Source organism: Paraburkholderia franconis, assembly GCF_009362735.1.
In the GTDB taxonomy this organism is placed as follows: Bacteria; Pseudomonadota; Gammaproteobacteria; order Burkholderiales; family Burkholderiaceae; genus Paraburkholderia; species Paraburkholderia franconis.
The window spans coordinates 1-16,584 of record NZ_WHNP01000111.1; the positions used below are offsets into that span (position 1 = coordinate 1).

Annotated in this window: 15 protein-coding genes, 2 tRNA genes and 1 pseudogene; 10 read left to right on the forward strand and 8 right to left on the reverse strand. The window is 63.4% G+C overall.

The features are described 5' to 3' along the window. A partial coding sequence (locus GCT13_RS43650) for an IS66 family transposase (protein WP_152767953.1) occupies positions 1-324 on the forward strand: 324 nt, incomplete at its 5' end. A gap of 156 nt (positions 325-480) precedes the next feature. On the opposite strand, the gene GCT13_RS43655 is transcribed toward GCT13_RS43650, so the two are convergent. Beyond that, a complete protein-coding gene (locus GCT13_RS43655; RefSeq protein ID WP_152767954.1) occupies positions 481-1,683 on the reverse strand; it encodes a transglycosylase SLT domain-containing protein in 1,203 nt (400 codons plus the stop codon). 603 nt (positions 1,684-2,286) lie between these two features. Between GCT13_RS43655 and GCT13_RS43660 the strand changes: the two genes are divergently transcribed. Both GCT13_RS43660 and GCT13_RS43665 read left to right on the forward strand, forming a co-directional pair. Beyond that, positions 2,287-3,864, forward strand: a complete 1,578-nt coding sequence (locus GCT13_RS43660; RefSeq protein WP_152767955.1) for a UbiD family decarboxylase — start codon at positions 2,287-2,289, stop codon at positions 3,862-3,864. A gap of 132 nt (positions 3,865-3,996) precedes the next feature. Then, positions 3,997-4,674, forward strand: coding sequence for a LysE family translocator (locus tag GCT13_RS43665; RefSeq protein ID WP_152767956.1), 678 nt, complete (start codon positions 3,997-3,999; stop codon positions 4,672-4,674). A gap of 153 nt (positions 4,675-4,827) precedes the next feature. Here GCT13_RS43665 and GCT13_RS43675 read toward each other — a convergent pair whose 3' ends face one another. Beyond that, positions 4,828-5,793, reverse strand: a complete 966-nt coding sequence (locus tag GCT13_RS43675) for a threo-3-hydroxy-L-aspartate ammonia-lyase (RefSeq protein WP_152767957.1) — start codon at positions 5,791-5,793, stop codon at positions 4,828-4,830. Between the two features lie 267 nt (positions 5,794-6,060). Further along, the gene (locus GCT13_RS43680) at positions 6,061-6,342 is read right to left on the reverse strand and encodes a hypothetical protein (protein ID WP_090867988.1); all 282 of its coding nucleotides are present in this window, start codon (positions 6,340-6,342) and stop codon (positions 6,061-6,063) included. A gap of 819 nt (positions 6,343-7,161) precedes the next feature. Here GCT13_RS43680 and GCT13_RS43685 point away from each other — a divergent pair. The 5 genes and pseudogenes from GCT13_RS43685 (at position 7,162) to trmB (ending at position 10,442) form a co-directional block, all read left to right on the forward strand. Further along, positions 7,162-8,102 (forward strand): annotated as a pseudogene (locus GCT13_RS43685) (Rossmann-like and DUF2520 domain-containing protein). Positions 8,103-8,281: 179 nt separating this feature from the next. Continuing rightward, on the forward strand, positions 8,282-8,602 hold the full coding sequence (locus tag GCT13_RS43690) for an EthD family reductase (protein WP_152767959.1): 321 nt from the start codon (positions 8,282-8,284) through the stop codon (positions 8,600-8,602). Positions 8,603-8,761: 159 nt separating this feature from the next. After that, positions 8,762-9,325 (forward strand): YggT family protein, encoded by a 564-nt coding sequence (locus tag GCT13_RS43695; protein ID WP_152767960.1) that lies wholly within the window; start codon positions 8,762-8,764, stop codon positions 9,323-9,325. Between the two features lie 82 nt (positions 9,326-9,407). Then, a tRNA-Gly gene (locus GCT13_RS43700) sits at positions 9,408-9,482 on the forward strand. A 174-nt stretch (positions 9,483-9,656) separates the two neighbouring features. Continuing rightward, on the forward strand, positions 9,657-10,442 hold the full coding sequence (gene trmB, locus GCT13_RS43705) for a tRNA (guanosine(46)-N7)-methyltransferase TrmB (RefSeq protein WP_152767961.1): 786 nt from the start codon (positions 9,657-9,659) through the stop codon (positions 10,440-10,442). A gap of 90 nt (positions 10,443-10,532) precedes the next feature. Here the strand turns inward: trmB and GCT13_RS43710 are convergent, their stop codons facing one another. The 4 genes from GCT13_RS43710 to GCT13_RS43720 form a co-directional block, all read right to left on the reverse strand. Continuing rightward, entirely contained in the window at positions 10,533-11,369 is an 837-nt protein-coding gene (locus tag GCT13_RS43710) for an undecaprenyl-diphosphate phosphatase (RefSeq protein WP_152767962.1), read from the reverse strand. An 80-nt stretch (positions 11,370-11,449) separates the two neighbouring features. Next, positions 11,450-12,043 (reverse strand): DUF1439 domain-containing protein, encoded by a 594-nt coding sequence (locus GCT13_RS43715; RefSeq protein ID WP_152767963.1) that lies wholly within the window; start codon positions 12,041-12,043, stop codon positions 11,450-11,452. Continuing rightward, positions 12,040-12,210 (reverse strand): hypothetical protein, encoded by a 171-nt coding sequence (locus GCT13_RS48900; protein ID WP_193727937.1) that lies wholly within the window; start codon positions 12,208-12,210, stop codon positions 12,040-12,042. The genes GCT13_RS43715 and GCT13_RS48900 overlap by 4 nt, the downstream gene beginning before the upstream one ends. Positions 12,211-12,280: 70 nt before the next feature. Beyond that, positions 12,281-12,577: a YkgJ family cysteine cluster protein gene (locus tag GCT13_RS43720; RefSeq protein ID WP_321575015.1), complete on the reverse strand. Its 297-nt coding sequence runs from the start codon at positions 12,575-12,577 to the stop codon at positions 12,281-12,283. 273 nt (positions 12,578-12,850) lie between these two features. Here GCT13_RS43720 and hemN point away from each other — a divergent pair, with 273 nt between their 5' ends. Both hemN and GCT13_RS43730 read left to right on the forward strand, forming a co-directional pair. Next, positions 12,851-14,245, forward strand: a complete 1,395-nt coding sequence (gene hemN / locus GCT13_RS43725; protein ID WP_152767964.1) for an oxygen-independent coproporphyrinogen III oxidase — start codon at positions 12,851-12,853, stop codon at positions 14,243-14,245. 156 nt (positions 14,246-14,401) lie between these two features. Continuing rightward, positions 14,402-14,486 (forward strand) — tRNA-Leu (locus tag GCT13_RS43730). A gap of 220 nt (positions 14,487-14,706) precedes the next feature. On the opposite strand, the gene GCT13_RS43735 is transcribed toward GCT13_RS43730, so the two are convergent. After that, positions 14,707-16,095, reverse strand: a complete 1,389-nt coding sequence (locus GCT13_RS43735; RefSeq protein ID WP_152767965.1) for an amino acid permease — start codon at positions 16,093-16,095, stop codon at positions 14,707-14,709. Positions 16,096-16,584 lie beyond the last annotated feature (489 nt).

Genomic DNA, 16,584 nt, shown 5'->3' on the forward strand with positions numbered 1-16,584 from the left:
GCGATCGCCAGGGCACTCGACTACAGCCTCAAGCGATGGGACGCGCTTACACGCTACCTTGTCGATGGGCATGTGCCGATCGACAACAATTGGCTGGAAAATCAGATTCGTCCATGGGCCCTGGGAAGGACGAACTGGCTCTTCGCGGGCTCTTTGCGTGCGGGGCAACGCGCAGCCGCAATCATGAGCCTGATTCGATCAGCGCAGCTCAACGACCATGATCCATACGTCTACCTCAAAGACGTACTGAACCGCTTGCCCACGCATCGCGCCGACGATATCGCTCAGCTACTGCCTCATCGCTGGGCGCCGATCACCGCCTGATCGCCGGCGCGCACTCCCCGGGGTGTCATTGCCGGGCGCTTACGCCGATTCTTCAGAAACCAGCGAGACAATGACAAAGGGCACCCGAAGGTGCCCTTTCTCTTTGCTGGACCAGTCTGTATGGCCAACGCACTTCTTCCTGCGCTTCTTACGCGATCAAGCGCCCAGTTCCGGCTGCTGCGCCGCATGCTTGGCCGCGTTTGCGCTCGCATCGTCCTGTTCCGAATCCTTGGTGGCCGGCGTCTGCGCCGTCTTCGTCGGGGCGAGCGGATGGCCGTCGAGCGTCACCTGCACGCGCTTGTTCGAAGCATTTGACGTCGCTGCCGGCGTCGACGAGTTCGAGGCCTGCACGGTGGCGGGCGCCTGCGGCGAGTTGATCGGCACCTTGCGGCCGCGCGCGATATCGCGCAGACGCGTACGCTCGGCCATCACCTTCGCACCGTAGCCGCCGTCGTCCGGCGACGTCGAACCGACGTACAGACGCAGACCGCCCGGCAGCGAGCCGCCGCGCGCGATGCAATCTTTCAGAACGATCGCGCCGACCTTGATGTTCGCGAGCGGCTCGAGCGCCGCGGACTGGCCGCCAAAGTAACGGAATTTGTCCGAGTGAACCGTCGACATGACCTGCATCAGGCCCTTCGCGCCGACGCCGCTTTCGGCGTACGGATTGAAGCCCGATTCGATCGCCATCACGGCAAGCAGCAGCAGCGGATCGAGGCCGACTTCTCGGCCGGTGTCGAACGCGGCCTTCACGAGCTCGCTGACTGGCTCCTGAGCGACGCGATAGCGACGCGAGAGGAAGGACGCGACGAGATCCTGTTCGCGCGTGGAAATGAGCACGCGATCGTCGCGGGCGTCCGCCGACACGCGTTGCGACGGAATCATCGAGGCGATCGTGCTCACGCTCGGGAGCGTGCGCGGATCGAGACCGTTCAGCGCGGCCGACGAAAGGCCCGTACTGGCCGGAGACGAGAAGCTGGAGTTGTCGCCTGCAATGCTGAAGCCGGCGTCAGCGGCCTTAGCCGGGCCGTTGGCGTTGTCTCCCGTATTCGACGACGTCGAAAGGGTATCGTCCTGAGGCGCCGCATTGCCGCGCTGTCGCGGGGCGAACGACGGCAGCGGGTTGCCCTGCAGCAGACGGACCGGGCCAGCCTGCACGGCGGCCGAGATGAACGGCATCAGCCGCGTGGCCAGCATCAGGCGCCAGCCGGGCATCAGCCACAGCGAGAGTGCAAACAGAACAGCAAACCCGCCGACTACGCTGAATAGATGATGACTCAACCGCGTCCCCTGACGCAGCGCGCCGCGCATGACCTGCGCGATCCGCTCGTTGGGACGCCACGATAACCAGGCGTTCATTCAGATCTCCCATGTTGCTGGCCCTGCGAACGCCGTAAAAACGACCGGCTTGGGACTGCTGTTCGCAAAACCAAGACGCCGCGTGCTCTGGTTAAGGCGACGACGACGTCGGGAAAACGGCAAAAAGTACCGTTGGGGAGCCAAAAACCTAAAAAGGGCCGCCTGCATGCCGAAAGGCACGCATTCGTTGGCTCCCACGCGAAAAACCAGCGTCGAAGTGCGCTGGTGGAGACTACTTATGACCGTCAATACCGTGCAGGGGCGGTAAGGGTGACGCGTTGCGTCTGAGGACCGGGGGACGGTGGTAAAAACTATCAATACCCTGCAGCCAATGTGACCGGATTCTAGCAGGGTTTTATAGATCGTCAACACTATAAAAGTCAGAATTTATAACCAATTGTAATTATGAACACTGTTCAGGAAGCGCAGTCCCTCTACGGAAGGGCTTTTCCAGCCGATCTGCATTTTCGCTATTCAGCGTACGCTTCCTAACGCATGTAAAATCGACAATCCGTTCGGCATGGCGGTGCGTCGCCGCGCCGCCTGCTCTCGCCACTGTTTTCAGCTCTTGCATCCGCCGCTTCGCGGCCGCCAACCGGACCGATGAAATACAAAGACCTGCGTGACTTCGCGAGCCGCCTCGAATCGCTCGGCGAGTTGCGCCGTATCTCGCAAAACGTGTCGCCTGTCCTCGAAATGACCGAGCTATGCGACCGCGTGCTGCGCGCCGGCGGCCCGGCGCTGCTGTTCGAGTCGAAGCAACGCCATGCGTTCCCGGTGCTCGGCAATCTGTTCGGCACGCCGCGGCGCGTCGCGCTGGGCATGGGCATCGATGCCGCCACGCAGGGCGATGCCGGCGGCGATCAGGCGTCGCTGGAGTCGCTGCGCGACGTCGGGCGTCTGCTGTCGGCGTTGAAGGAGCCGGAGCCGCCCAAAGGCCTCAAGGACGCGGGCAAGCTGCTGTCGCTCGCAAAGGCGGTCTGGGACATGGCGCCGAAGACCGTCAGCGCCCCGCCCTGCCAGGAAATCGTCTGGGAAGGCAACGACGTCGATCTCGCGAAACTGCCCGTTCAGACCTGCTGGCCCGGCGACGCCGGTCCGCTGATTACATGGGGCCTCACCGTCACGCGCGGCCCGAACAAGACGCGCCAGAACCTAGGAATCTACCGCCAGCAGGTGATCGGCCGGAACAAGGTCATCATGCGGTGGCTCGCGCATCGCGGCGGCGCGCTCGACTTCCGCGAATTCGCGTTGAAGAACCCCGGCAAGCCGTATCCCGTCGCCGTCGTGCTCGGCGCCGATCCGGCGACGATCCTCGGCGCTGTCACGCCCGTGCCCGACACGCTGTCCGAATACCAGTTCGCCGGCCTGCTGCGCGGCGGCCGTACGGAGCTCGCGAAGTGCATCACGCCGGGCGTCGACACGCTGCAGGTGCCTGCGCGCGCAGAGATCGTGCTCGAAGGTTTCATCTATCCGCAGGAAGGCGAGCCGGCGCCCGCGCCCGATGGCGCGCCGCCGCGTCCGTCGAAGGGCGCGAGCGCCGGTTACGAGCACGCGCTCGAAGGCCCATATGGCGATCACACCGGCTACTACAACGAACAGGAGTGGTTCCCTGTCTTCACGATCGAGCGCATCACGATGCGCCGCGACGCGATCTATCACTCCACTTATACGGGCAAGCCGCCCGACGAACCCGCCGTGCTCGGCGTCGCGCTGAACGAAGTGTTCGTGCCGCTGCTGCAGAAGCAGTTCCCCGAGATCACCGACTTCTATCTGCCGCCCGAAGGCTGCAGCTACCGGATGGCGATCGTGCAGATGAAGAAGAGCTATCCGGGGCACGCGAAGCGCGTGATGTTCGGCGTGTGGAGCTTCCTGCGGCAGTTCATGTATACGAAGTTCATCGTCGTCGTAGATGAGGACGTGAGCATCCGCGACTGGAAGGAAGTGATCTGGGCGATCACGACGCGCATCGACCCGTCGCGCGATACGGTGCTCGTCGATCGCACGCCGATCGACTATCTGGATTTCGCGTCGCCCGTTGCAGGTCTCGGGTCGAAGATGGGTCTCGACGCGACCAACAAATGGCCAGGCGAAACCGACCGCGAATGGGGCCGGCCGATCGTGATGGACGACGCCGTGAAGGCGCGCATCGACGGTCTGTGGAACGAGCTTGGCCTGTGAGTTGCGCGGTTCGCGAACCTGAATTCAGCGACTCAATTTGAAGCACTCAGGTTCGCGACATCGCGACGGCGAAGCGTCCTTGGCATCCGCGTTGCCTTGAACAACAACAATTCATTCTGAGCGGTTGGACGGATGCATAGCTTGTCGATGTTGTCGGACGGTTTTTTTCTGTCGCTGTCGTTGTGCCTCGACATCGGCCTCGTCAACGTCGCGATCATTTCGCTGACGTTGTCGCATGGCTTCAGGCCCGGCTTCTGGCTCGGCCTCGGTTCCTGTTTCGGCGATCTGATCTACGCGGCGCTCGCCCTTGCGGGCATGGCGGCGCTGCTGCAATTGGAGTCGGTGCGCTGGGTGGTCTGGATCGGCGGCGCGGCGATTCTGCTGTTCCTCACGTGGAAGATGGCGCGCGAAGCATTGTTTCCCGCATCCGCGCCGCCCGTCGAAGGCGAAGCCGATGCGTCGACGCCGCATCTCGATCCGAAGCGCGGCTTCCTGCGCGGTGTGTTGCTCGCCATCTCTTCCCCGAGCGCGATCCTGTGGTTCGCGGCCGTGGGCGGCGCGCTGATCGCCAAAGCAGGCGCGACGTCGGCGACGACGGCACCCGTGTTTCTCGGCGGTTTTTTCCTCGGCGGCCTGTGCTGGACGCTCTTTGTATGCGGGCTCGCTAGCCATGGACGCAAGCGCGCGGGCACGGGCCTGCTGCGCGTCTGTCACGTGCTGTCCGCGTTGCTGTTCGCGTACTTTTCGTACAGCGTGATCGTCGACGGATACCGCGATCTGATCGTGCAGACAGCGCACGCGGCAAGCTAGTCTGATCGCGTACTTTTCGTACAGCGTGATCGTCGACGGATACCGCGATCTGATCGTGCAGACAGCGCACGCGGCAAGCTAGTCTGCCGCTCGCAATTCGCCGTTTATGCGCTGACGACATGGAAGCCATACCGTCAGCGTTGTTTCGGAATCTCAGCGCAAGAACTCACCGAGCCGCTGCAGATCCACGTTCCCGCCGCTGATCAGCACGCCGACGCGCTTGCCTTCGACGGGCACCACCTTCTCCAGCAGGGCCGCCGCCGCGAGACACCCAGTCGGCTCGACGACGATCTTCATGCGCTGCGCGAAAAACTTCATCGTGTCGATGAGTTGCGCGTCGCTCACCGTCACGATCTGCGCGACGTTGCGCTTGATGATCGGAAAGTTGTAGTTGCCGAGATGCGTCGACGCCGCGCCGTCGGCGATCGTATGCGGCACGTCGATATGCACGATCTCGCCTTTTGCGAGCGACTGCTGACCGTCGTTGCCCGCTTCCGGCTCGACGCCGATCACCCGGCACTGCGGACTCAGCGCCGCCGCCGAGAGCGCACTGCCCGCGAGCAGCCCGCCGCCGCCCAGGCAGACGAAAAGAAAGTCGAGCGGCCCCATTTCGTCGATCAACTCCTTCACCGCCGTGCCCTGACCCGCGATCACGTGCGGATGGTCGTACGGCGGAATCAGCGTCATCCCGCGCTCCTGTGCGAGACGCCGGCCGATATCTTCGCGGTTTTCCGTATAACGGTCATAGGTGATCACTTCGCCGCCATAGCCCTTCGTCGCGGCGACCTTGGCGGCGGGCGCGTCGTGGGGCATCACGATCGTCGCGTGAATCCCGGCGAGCCGCGCCGACAGCGCGATGGCTTGCGCATGATTGCCCGATGAATAGGTCAGCACGCCCGCCGTGCGTTGCTCGGCGTCGAAGTGGGAAATGGCGTTGTACGCGCCGCGAAACTTGAACGCGCCCATGCGCTGGAAGTTTTCGCACTTGAAGAAGAGCGATGCGCCCGTGCGCTCGTTCGCCGTGGTCGACGTGAGCACCGGCGTGCGATGCGCGATGCCTTCGATGCGCTGAGCGGCGTCGACGACATCTTCATAAGTGGGAGCTGACAACGCATGCATGGGCGGATGACTCCAAGGCTTGAGGAAGCGCTTATTCTCCCAGCTTCTGCGATGTGTGTGCGTGCCGGAAGTCCACGACGCGCCGGACGTGTGGGCCGAATCGCCCGAAGGTCATAGGCCAAAGTCACAAGCAGCGCAGGTCAAAAGCCGCAGAGTCACAAGCCGAGATGCAAACGGCGCAACGCGGCATCGAGCCGGCGTTGCGCCGTTGTACAGATTGAGGCGCGCGCAACGGTTAACCTGCGCGGCGCGAAAATCAGTACCGCGTTAGTACCGGTAATACGGACGACCCCAGTACCCGTGGCGATAGTACGGACGGTGATAATACCCACCGCCCACTACAACCGCCGGCGCGACCACGACGGGCGGCGGCGGCGCATAGACCACAGGCGGCGGCGCGTAATACACGGGCGGGGGCGCCGAGTAGACGGGATAGGCGGGAGCGACGGGCACACCAATGCCGATACCCACCGACACGTGAGCCTGAGCCGCAGTAGTCAATCCAACCCCGAGTACGGCAGCAGCGATAAACGGAACGATCTTCTTCACTTGTATTTCTCCTGGCGGCTCGGCCGGTTCTTGACCGAGTCGCATGACGGACATGCTGTCATTCCAATGTATCGAAAAAGCCCGCACGCCGTAGTCTGCATTTGTTGCAAATTGCAATTGCGGGAAAGCGGTTCGTCAGCCGAGGCGTTCCATACGTCTGTCAAATGGCGTTCGGAGCATCGAAAATCAAGGATTTTGCCGGCAATCCGCTGTCGATCGGGCAACTTGACCGTGTCTGCCGATCGCACCTCGCGCGCTCCGGTAATCTTTGATTACAAATTCGCGCCGCGCCGTTGCTGGCGCGCGTCACACGGCGTTCGACGCGTCGGCGCCCCTAACGAAAAACGCCTGGCGGCTGGCCAGGCGTTTTGCATGATTCGATGCAAATGAACGTCAACCGACTTTCACATAGGTGAATTCGCGGGTGACGTTAGGCGGCACATACGCACCACTGATTTTGACCCGCGGGCTGAGCCGCTTCCTCTGATCCCACCAGCAGCGGCGTTGGGAATGCGTGAGGAACCGTAAGTGCTTTCGGTAAGAAAAGATACTCATCGTGACCTCCCGAATCTGACTGCGAGACATTAAAACCACGGTGACTGCTCATCCACTCCTACGGAAATCGCTAAGCAGTTTTCGCGCCTGTTTGCTCGTACCCTGCTTTCGTGCGCCGCGCCCACAGCACCGGGAGTGCCAGTTGACCGCGGGACGAACGTCCGCATGCGCCCAAACCGCCTACGAAAGCCGCCAGTTCCCGCCCGCGATTATTGGAGCGCGATACTCCAGCTTCCTTCTTCAGTCCCGTCGGGAGCAGGAAACATGTCCCAGCCCTCGCTGCCGCGCCTTGGCTTCGTCGGCGCGGGCCGGATTGCGCGGTGTCTTTGCGCTCGGCTTCGCACGCGCCGGGTATCCCGTCACGGCCATCGCGAGCCGTACGCCGGAATCGGCATGGCGGCTCGCCAGTCAGATCGGATTCTGCGCCGCGTATGACGACCCCAGCGGGTCGTCGAGTCGGCGGACATACTCTTTTTAACCGTCCCCGATGACAGCATCGGTACGACAGCGAACACACTCCGGTTCCCTTGTCACGCGGCGCCGGCGAGAGGAGCATGGGCCGTCGTGCATTGCAGCGGTGCGTCGCCCGTCGAACTGCTTGCCCAGGCTCGGGACCAGGGCGCGTCGATCGGCGGTTTTCATCCACTTTACCTGTTCAGCGGCGATTTGACAGATGTCGATCGCATCGTCGGCTGCACCGTGACGATCGAAGCCGAGGACGCGCTCAAAGATGTTCCGATAGCACTCGCCGCCGCGCCGCGCTGCCATCCGCTGTCGAGATTCTGCCGGGCGGCCGCCTGCTGTATCACGCGGCGGCGCATTACGCCGCCAGCTTCCCTTTATGCAGTCTGGCTGAGAACATGAACCTGTGACGCGAGCTGGGATTCGACGAACACGACGCGCTGCGCGCGCTGCTGCCGATGATGGCCGGCACGCTCGAAGCGACGCGCAACCGGGGGCTTGCCGACGCGCTGGCGGGACCGGTTTCACGCGGCGACGCGGCCGTGGTGGAAAAGCAACTGTCGGTGATGGAACAACGCGGCGGCGATCACGTGGCGCTTTTCGGGCTGATGTCGCGACGGGCGATGGCGCTTGCGCGCGCCCGAGCGACGCCGCCCGCCGCCATCGACGCAATCGGCGCGGCCGTCGAGCGGTCGCTCAGCCGTACGCTGAAAGGCGCGGCGACAGGTGCAAGCGCTGAGTAAGCCGTGATAATGTGACGACCGGCATCAACGGGACCACGGCGACTTGCGTGCCTCCATGGAGTCGCAGACTGTGTCGCCGCCCGTCTCGCCAGCACGACCAGGACCAACACGCGCGCAACGACGCGATAAGGCGCACGGCGCCTCACCCGCGCTTCGTGACCAACCGACGAGAACGCACAATGATCAAGGTCAGCATCCTCTATCCGTATCGGGAAGGCGGACGTTTCGACGTCGACTATTACTGCGGCACGCATATGCCGCTCGCAGCCAGGCTGTTCGGCGCATCGCTGAAGGGCTGGTCGGTCGATGCCGGCATCAACGCCGGCCCGCCGGGCTCGCCGCCGCCGTTCGTCGCCGCGGGACACTTTCTGTTCGATACCGTCGAGGCCTTTTACGAGGTGTTCAAACCCGCCAGCGACACGTTGCTCGCCGACATTCCCAACTACACGGACGGCGGCAACGGCACAATCCTGATCAGCGAAGTCAAGGTCGCCGTCTGACGCGGCCGTCCGCGCAGCGCCGCCGCGAGCGGTGCGCGCAAGCATTCTGGCGAGCCGCGCGGCGTACGGCGCGCGCTCGGTGTTTCCAGCCGTCCGCCGGCTTGCCGGCGCCATGCGTCCCGCTTCGCGCGAGACGCCTTCTGAAGGAAAGGATCCAAGATGTTCGGCGATATCGCCCGTTTTCTGCTCAATACCATCTTCACGCTGTTCGGCGCGGCCCTGCTGCTGCGCGCGTGGCTCCAGTTCGTGCGCATGCAGCCGTACAACCCGGTGTCGAGCGCCGTGCTGCAAGTGACGAACTGGCTCGTGCTGCCACTGCGCAAGATCATCCCGGGCGTGCGCGGCATCGACTGGGCGAGCATTGTCGCTGCGCTCATCACGTCGATCGTCTACGTAGTGATGATGGTGGTGATCGTCGGCGTCGATCCGCTCGGGCTGATGCCGTCGCTGTTGATTGTCGCGCTGCTGACCGTCGTCAAGTGGGCGTTGAACCTGCTGATCTGGCTGACGATCCTGATGGCGCTGCTGTCGTGGCTCAATCCGCGCTCGCCCGCGATGCCGATCCTCTATGAGCTGACGGCGCCGTTTCTCGACCCGCTGCGCAAGATCATGCCGCGTCTGGGCGGCATCGATCTTTCGCCGATTCTGCTGTTCGTGATCGTGCAGGTGCTGCTGATGGTCGTGACGCGGGCTGCCGTGTCGCTGACGCTGTTCGGCATCTGACCGGTTCGCGTCTCCGTGCCGGGCGCGCGCGTGCCCGGCGATTTGCCCAAATCCGCCGAAACCGCGTAAAATGGCGCGCTCTGCGGGCGTCGTATAATGGCTATTACCCTAGCTTCCCAAGCTAGAGACGTGGGTTCGATTCCCATCGCCCGCTCCACTTTTCAGCCGCTCCCTCTGCCGCGCAACGAACGGGCGGAGAGACTAGGCGGAGAATCCAGCGTGAGAGCCGCCTCCATGAAGGCGGCTTTTTTGTGGTGCGCTGTCTGTCGAAGAAATGCGTCCGCCATCACGCCCAGCCGTTCCCGCCGCCACACCCTAGTCTTCATCCACGATGATTCACGATCCGAACGAAGCCGGTCTGCCGCGCGACACTTCCCAGATTTCCAGCGACGACCCGTCCGCGCCCGAGCCCGCTGACGCCGCCGCGTCAGACAAAGCGCTGCACCTGCGCCGCGTCCGCAGCTTCGTGACGCGCGCCGGCCGCGTGTCGACGGGCCAGCGCCGCGCCATGGACGAACTCGGCCCGCGCTTCGTCGTGCCGTACGCGCCCGGGCAGCCGGACTGGGACGCTGTGTTCGGCCGCCGCGCGCCGCGCATTCTGGAGATCGGTTTCGGCATGGGCGCGACGACCGCAGAAATCGCGTCGCATCGTCCCGACGACGATTTCCTCGGCGTCGAAGTACACGAGCCCGGCGTCGGTGCGCTGCTGAAGCTGATGGGCGAGCAGAACCTGTCGAATATCCGCATCGTCCAGCACGACGCCGTCGAAGTGCTGGAGAACATGATCGCGCCGCAGAGTCTGGACGGCGTGCACATCTTCTTCCCCGATCCGTGGCACAAGGCGCGCCATCACAAGCGGCGTCTGATCCAGCCGAAGTTCGTCGCGCTACTGGTGTCGCGCATGAAGCCGGGCGCATACATCCACTGCGCGACCGACTGGCAGAACTACGCGGAACAGATGCTCGAAGTGCTCGGCGCCGAGCCCGCGCTCGAGAACACCTCCGACGATTACGCGCCGCGTCCCGACTATCGTCCCGTGACGAAGTTCGAAAAGCGCGGCCTGCGGCTCGGGCACGGCGTATGGGATCTGATTTACCGTCGCCGCGTGAGCACCTGAGCGACTCCGCCACAAGCGCCAACAGAAAAGGCCTGCCGTTCGTGAACGGCAGGCCTTTTCATTTGCAACGCGCCGATGCCGGCCGCGGCGTCAATCCGCCCAGCTCAATCCTCCGCTATAGCCGATCAGCAGGATCAGCAAGCCGAAGCCGATCCGATACCACGCGAACGCACTGAAATCGTGCGCCGCGATATAGCGCAACAGCCAGCGCACGCACGCAAACGCGCTGACGAACGCCGCGAGAAAGCCGATCGAAAAAAGCCCGAGCGCGTCGGACGACAGCGCCTGCCAGTCCTTGTGCAATTCGTACACGGTCGCGCCGAAGATGATGGGTATCGCAAGGAAGAATGAGAACTCGGTCGCGACGCGCCGGTCGAGCCCGAACAGCATGCCGCCGATGATCGTCGAACCCGAACGCGACATGCCCGGGATCAGCGCGAAGCATTGCGCGAAACCAACCTTCAGCGCATCGAGCGGGCTCAGGTCGTCCATCGAATGCACACGCGGCTGAAGGTCTTGCCGGTTGCGCTGGCGCGACTCGACCCACAGGATCAGCACGCCGCCCACGACGAGCGCAAATGCAACGGGCACGGGCGAAAACAGCACGGCCTTGATCGCCTTCTCGAACAGCAGGCCGAGCACGATCGCGGGAATCGTCGCGATGATCACGTTCAGCGTGAAGCGGCGTGCGTCGGGCCGCGTCGCGAGCCCTGCGACGACACTGCCGATTCGCTGACGGTACTCCCAGCACACGGCGAGAATCGCGCCGAGCTGGATCACGACGTCGAAGGTCTTTTCCTGCGGCGTGTCGAAGTCCAGCAGACTGCCGGCAACGATCAGATGGCCTGTGCTCGACACGGGCAAGAATTCCGTCAAGCCTTCGACGATGCCGAGAATCAGCGCCTTCAGTGTGAGTATCCAGTCCATCCGTGGCCCTCTTCGTTTGGGGGTTGACGATGCGCGGCCGCGTCAGCAACGACGGCGCGGCCCGCCCGGCCGCGCGTCCGTCACTTTTCGACGATCTGAACGCGTATGCCGTTTGTAAGGACCGTGATTGTACCTGGTTCGTAAGTCACCCCGGCAAATTGCAGCTGGTCGGGCTTGAACGTGTAGACGGGATAGTTGGTGAGCAGCTGCGTCGCGAGCACCGCGGCGGCTGCGTTGATCTGTTGCATGTAGGCCTGCGCGTCGCCGTCGACGCTCACGTTCTCGACATTCGGCAAGCGCAGCACGACGGAGCGGCTCTGCGGATCGTATTCGAGCTGGCTCGACAGCGTGAACACGCCGTTGACCGGCTGCTGCAGGAACGGACTTGTGAGCCGCGCATCGAGCTTCACCGACACGCGGTTCGTATCCGGCAGCAAGCCGACGACAGGATGCATCAACGCGACCTCGAACACCTGCGATACCGTGCGCTGATACGGGAACTTGCGCTGTACGGCTTCCTGCACCTGCTTCTGCGAAAACGTGTAGTGATCCGGAATAAACGGGAACGTCGACGTCGCGCACGCGGCGAGCGACGTCGTCAAGCCACCGACCGCGCACGCCGACAGCGCCGAAATCAGAAAGCGGCGCCGTGCGGGCGCAGCGAGATGGGTCATGCAGATTCTCCTTGTGACGCAGCGGACGCGCCGCTCGGTGTTGCTTGTGTTGCTTGTGTTGCTTGTGTTGCTTGTGTTGCTTGTGTTGCTTGTGTTGCTTGTGTTGCTTGTGTTGCTTGTGTTGCTTGTGTTGCTTGTGTTGCTTGTGTTGCTTGTGTTGCTGGCAAGGGGTGTTTTCAGATTCGCGCGATTGTCTTGCAGCGCGAGCGCTTCGACCGGTGGCGCGCAGCCATCATGTCATGGCCGCGTATCGGCTTCGAGACGCGTGAGCCAGATCAACGCTTCGTCGCGCGAGTTGCCGCACATGTCGGCCTGCGGTTGTAGACCCGAGCAGCAGGCGGGACGTTCCGGCTTGCCGAAGATCGCGCAGCGCAGATCGTCGCCGAGCTGCACGCAGCGCACGCCTGCCGGCTTGCCGTCCGGCATGCCGGGAATGGGACTCGAAATCGACGGCGCGATGCAGCACGCGCCGCAGTTGGGACGGCACGCGTGATCCGCTGTCGCGGACGACGGTTGGGACAAATCGACAGACACTGCGCTTTCCTGAACGACAAACACTCGACGAGGCCGGCCCACCGCAGATAAGGTGGCCGCCGCTCAGCCCACATTGTGCCATTTGACGCATGCGACCTTTTTACACAAGGTTTCGCGCGCCCTGCTCCCGTAAACTCATTTGCATACTTTCGCAACAGATACCACGCTCGCAAGGCGCCTGCCCTTTTCCACCGAGCACACGATCGAACCGCTCCGGCAAGCAACGACCAGGCGGTTCGTGCATCATCCGGCAGGCGTCGGGATACGAATCCGATGACTACCGCTCCTTCCGCCGACGCACTCTTCCGCCCCGACCTGCTCGCGAAATACAGCTCGAACGGACCGCGCTACACGTCCTATCCGACGGCTGTCCAGTTCCGCGACGACTTCGATCCCGGCGACTACCGCCGCGCCGCCGCCGACAAGGGCGCATCCGACACGGATCTCTCGCTGTACTTCCACATTCCGTTTTGCGACACCGTCTGCTTCTATTGCGGCTGCAACAAGGTCGTGACGAAGAACCGCGCGCGCTCGCGTCCGTATCTCGAACAGCTCAAGCGCGAGATCGCGTTGCAGGCGCCGCTCTTCGACACCGCGCGGCCCGTGTCGCAACTGCATTGGGGCGGCGGCACGCCGACGTTTCTGTCGCATGACGAAATGACGGAGCTGATGGCCGCCACGCGCGAACACTTCACGTTGTGCAGCGATTCGGAAGGCGAGTTTTCGATCGAAGTCGATCCGCGCGAGGCTTCGCCGAAGACCATCGTCCATTTGCGCAATCTCGGCTTCAATCGCCTGAGTCTGGGCGTGCAGGACTTCGACCCTGTCGTGCAGCGGGCGATCAATCGCATCCAGCCGCTCGAGATGACGGCGAGCGTGATGCGCGCCGCGCGCGCGACGGGCTTTCATTCGATCGGCGTCGATCTGATCTACGGCCTGCCGTATCAGACCGTCGACAGCTTCAGTCGGACGCTCGACACCATGCTCGCGCTCGCGCCCGACAGGCTCTCGGTATTCGGCTACGCGCACATGCCGCAGCTCTTCAAGATGCAGCGGCAGATGGACCCGTCGACGATGCCTTCCCCCGCTGAACGGCTCGCGATCCTGCGTCGCGTGGTCGAGCGGCTGACGGAGGCGGGCTATGTCTACATCGGCATGGACCACTTCGCGCTGCCCACCGACGAACTCGCGCGCGCCCAGGCCCAGCGCACGCTACATCGCAATTTCCAGGGCTATAGCACGCGCGCGGAATGCGATCTGATCGGCTTCGGAGCGTCGTCGATCGGCAAGGTCGGCGACGTCTACGCTCAGAACGCAAAAGACCTGGTGGGCTACGCGGCAGCCATCGACAAAGGCCAGTTGGCGATCAGTCGCGGCGTGCGCCTCTCCCTCGACGACCGCATCCGGCGCGACGTCATCACGCAACTGATGTGCAATCTCGAACTGCGCTTCGACGAGTTCGAAGCCGCGTACGGCATCCGCTTTCACGACGCGTTCGCACCGGAACTGGAGCGCCTGCGCCCGTTCGAGGACGACGGGCTCGTGAAGATCGGCGCGCGGCGGCTCGATGTGCAACTGGCGGGACGGATGCTCGTGCGCAACATCGCGATGGTGTTCGACCGGTATCTGGGCCAGCAACCGTTGCAGCGGTTTTCGCGCACGGTCTAGCGTCCGCCAGGCGGCGCGGTCGGGCATCGGCTTGCCCGCCGACGCGTTTTCGGCCATAATCTGCGTCTTCCTCTCGCGAGGTGCCGATGTGCAATTCGCGAACAGGCGGGTCGAAAGACGAAGAAACGACGAAGAAACGACGAAAGATCAAATCAAGCCCAGGTGGTGAAACAGGTAGACGCAGGGGACTCAAAATCCCCCGCCGCAAGGCGTGCCGGTTCGAGTCCGGCCCTGGGCACCAGAATTCAGCTTCAGTTCACCAAACAAACCCGCGTTCATCGATCCGATGCCGCGGGTTTTGTGTTTTCTGCGGTCACGCTGAGTCCGCAGCGCAGACCATCTGCACGCAGCCCATCCGAATCCGCGCGAACGCAAAAAAGCCGGATCGCCTCACGGCAAATCCGGCTCGATTCTTACTCGATCAGACGATCGGACGCGCCCGCTAAAACCATCACACCGGCTCAGCGCCCGCTCGCCGCTCCCACGAGCCCATGCGCGGCCGCGCGCCGACGCTTCACCACATAGCCCGCCCACATCACGACGAGCCACACGGGCACGAGCAGCACCGACACGTTGAGTCCTGGCGTCATCGCGAGGATCACGAGAATCATCGCCATGAACGCGAGACAGATCCAGTTGCCGAGCGGGAACCACAGCGACTTGAACACGAGTTTCTCGCCCTTCGCGACCATCGCGCGACGCGACTTCAGATGCGTCAGGCTGATCAGCGACCAGTTCAGCACCAGTGCGGCCACGACGAGCGCCATCAGCACGTCGAGCGCCTTGGCAGGAATCAGATAGTTGATGATCACGCAAGCAAACGTCGCGAGCGCGGACAGGCCGATCGCCATGTACGGTACGCCGCACCCGTCGACCTTCAGCAGCGCGCGCGGCGCATTGCCCTGCTCTGCAAGACCGTACAGCATGCGACTGTTCGCATAGACGCCGCTGTTGTACACGGACAGCGCCGCCGTCAACACGACCACGTTCAGAACATTCGCCGTCAGACCCGCGCCGATCTGCGAGAAGATCATCACGAACGGGCTGCCTCCTGCCGCCACCTGATTCCACGGATACAGCGACAGCAGCACGACCAGCGAGCAGATGTAGAAAATCAGAATCCGGTAGATCACCTGATTCACGGCTTTCGGAATGCTCTTTTGCGGCTCGTCGGCTTCCGCCGCCGTGATGCCGATCAGCTCCAGTCCGCCGAACGAGAACATGATCACGGCGAGCATCATGAAGAGGCCGTTGAAGCCGTGCGGGAAGAAGCCGCCGTCGGCCCACAGGTTCGTAATCGACGCCTGCGGACCGCCATGGCCGCTGATCAGCAGATAACCGCCGAACAGGATCATGCCGATCACGGCCGCGACCTTGATGATCGCGAACCAGAACTCGGTCTCGCCGTACGCCTTGACGTTCGCGAGGTTGATCGCGTTGATGATGACGAAGCAGACGAGCGCCGAGACCCACGTCGGCACGCCCGGCCACCAGAAATGCACGTAGGTGCCGACGGCCGTCAGTTCGGCCATGCTGACGAGCACGTACAGCACCCAGTAGTTCCAGCCCGACAGGAAGCCCGGGAAATCGCCCCAGTACTTGTATGCGAAGTGGCTGAACGAGCCGGCGACGGGCTCCTGCGCAACCATTTCGCCGAGCTGGCGCATGATGAGGAACGCGATGAAACCGCCGATCGCGTAACCGAGGATCATCGACGGCCCCGCCGCCTTCAACACACCCGCCGATCCGAGAAAGAGGCCCGTGCCGATCGCGCCGCCCAGCGCGATCAGCTGGATATGGCGGTTCTTCAGCCCACGCTGGAGGCCGTCATGTTGCTGTCCGTTGCTCAAAATGTCTCACTCCACTGCATTGAAATCCACGCGGTACGCACAGAACGCGACCAGAAAAAACGTAAATTGTACCCTCGTGCGAGATGCCCACAGAACGGGCGCGCGCAACCGCGTTTCGTGGAATTTGCATTGCGCCGCCGATGCCGCCGCGCGCACGCGCCACCCACCCGCCAAAGCACCGTCCAACGTGTCCGAAATTACCTCTAGATAGCGGTTGTCACCCTGCTTGCCGGTCGGTATGTTCCGAGAATCCGGTCCAGCCGATGATGGAGTCGCCATGTCGCCGAAACGTCTGCTCTATGCCGTTCTCCTTAGCGTCTGCGTCGCCGCCCCCGGCGTACACGCCCAGACCGGACAACCCGCGCCGCAGCCCGCGCCCGATACGTCGGCAGCGCCCGCCCCCGCCGCCCCAGACGCCGATACAGCGCCAGCACCCGCCGCCGCACCTTCGGCCGCCGCGCCGTCCACCGATCAGGCTCCTCCCCCCGC

What these genes read in the sequence shown, in the direction of transcription:
- GCT13_RS43710 (WP_152767962.1), bottom strand. Translation starts at nt 11,369, where the DNA reads ATGGACTGGATACTCACACTGAAGGCGCTGATTCTCGGCATCGTCGAA.
- GCT13_RS43675 (WP_152767957.1), bottom strand. Translation starts at nt 5,793, where the DNA reads ATGCATGCGTTGTCAGCTCCCACTTATGAAGATGTCGTCGACGCCGCT.
- GCT13_RS43715 (WP_152767963.1), bottom strand. Translation starts at nt 12,043, where the DNA reads ATGACCCATCTCGCTGCGCCCGCACGGCGCCGCTTTCTGATTTCGGCG.
- hemN (WP_152767964.1), top strand. Translation starts at nt 12,851, where the DNA reads ATGACTACCGCTCCTTCCGCCGACGCACTCTTCCGCCCCGACCTGCTC.
- GCT13_RS43665 (WP_152767956.1), top strand. Translation starts at nt 3,997, where the DNA reads ATGCATAGCTTGTCGATGTTGTCGGACGGTTTTTTTCTGTCGCTGTCG.
- trmB (WP_152767961.1), top strand. Translation starts at nt 9,657, where the DNA reads ATGATTCACGATCCGAACGAAGCCGGTCTGCCGCGCGACACTTCCCAG.
- GCT13_RS43655 (WP_152767954.1), bottom strand. Translation starts at nt 1,683, where the DNA reads ATGAACGCCTGGTTATCGTGGCGTCCCAACGAGCGGATCGCGCAGGTC.
- GCT13_RS43660 (WP_152767955.1), top strand. Translation starts at nt 2,287, where the DNA reads ATGAAATACAAAGACCTGCGTGACTTCGCGAGCCGCCTCGAATCGCTC.
- GCT13_RS43695 (WP_152767960.1), top strand. Translation starts at nt 8,762, where the DNA reads ATGTTCGGCGATATCGCCCGTTTTCTGCTCAATACCATCTTCACGCTG.
- GCT13_RS43690 (WP_152767959.1), top strand. Translation starts at nt 8,282, where the DNA reads ATGATCAAGGTCAGCATCCTCTATCCGTATCGGGAAGGCGGACGTTTC.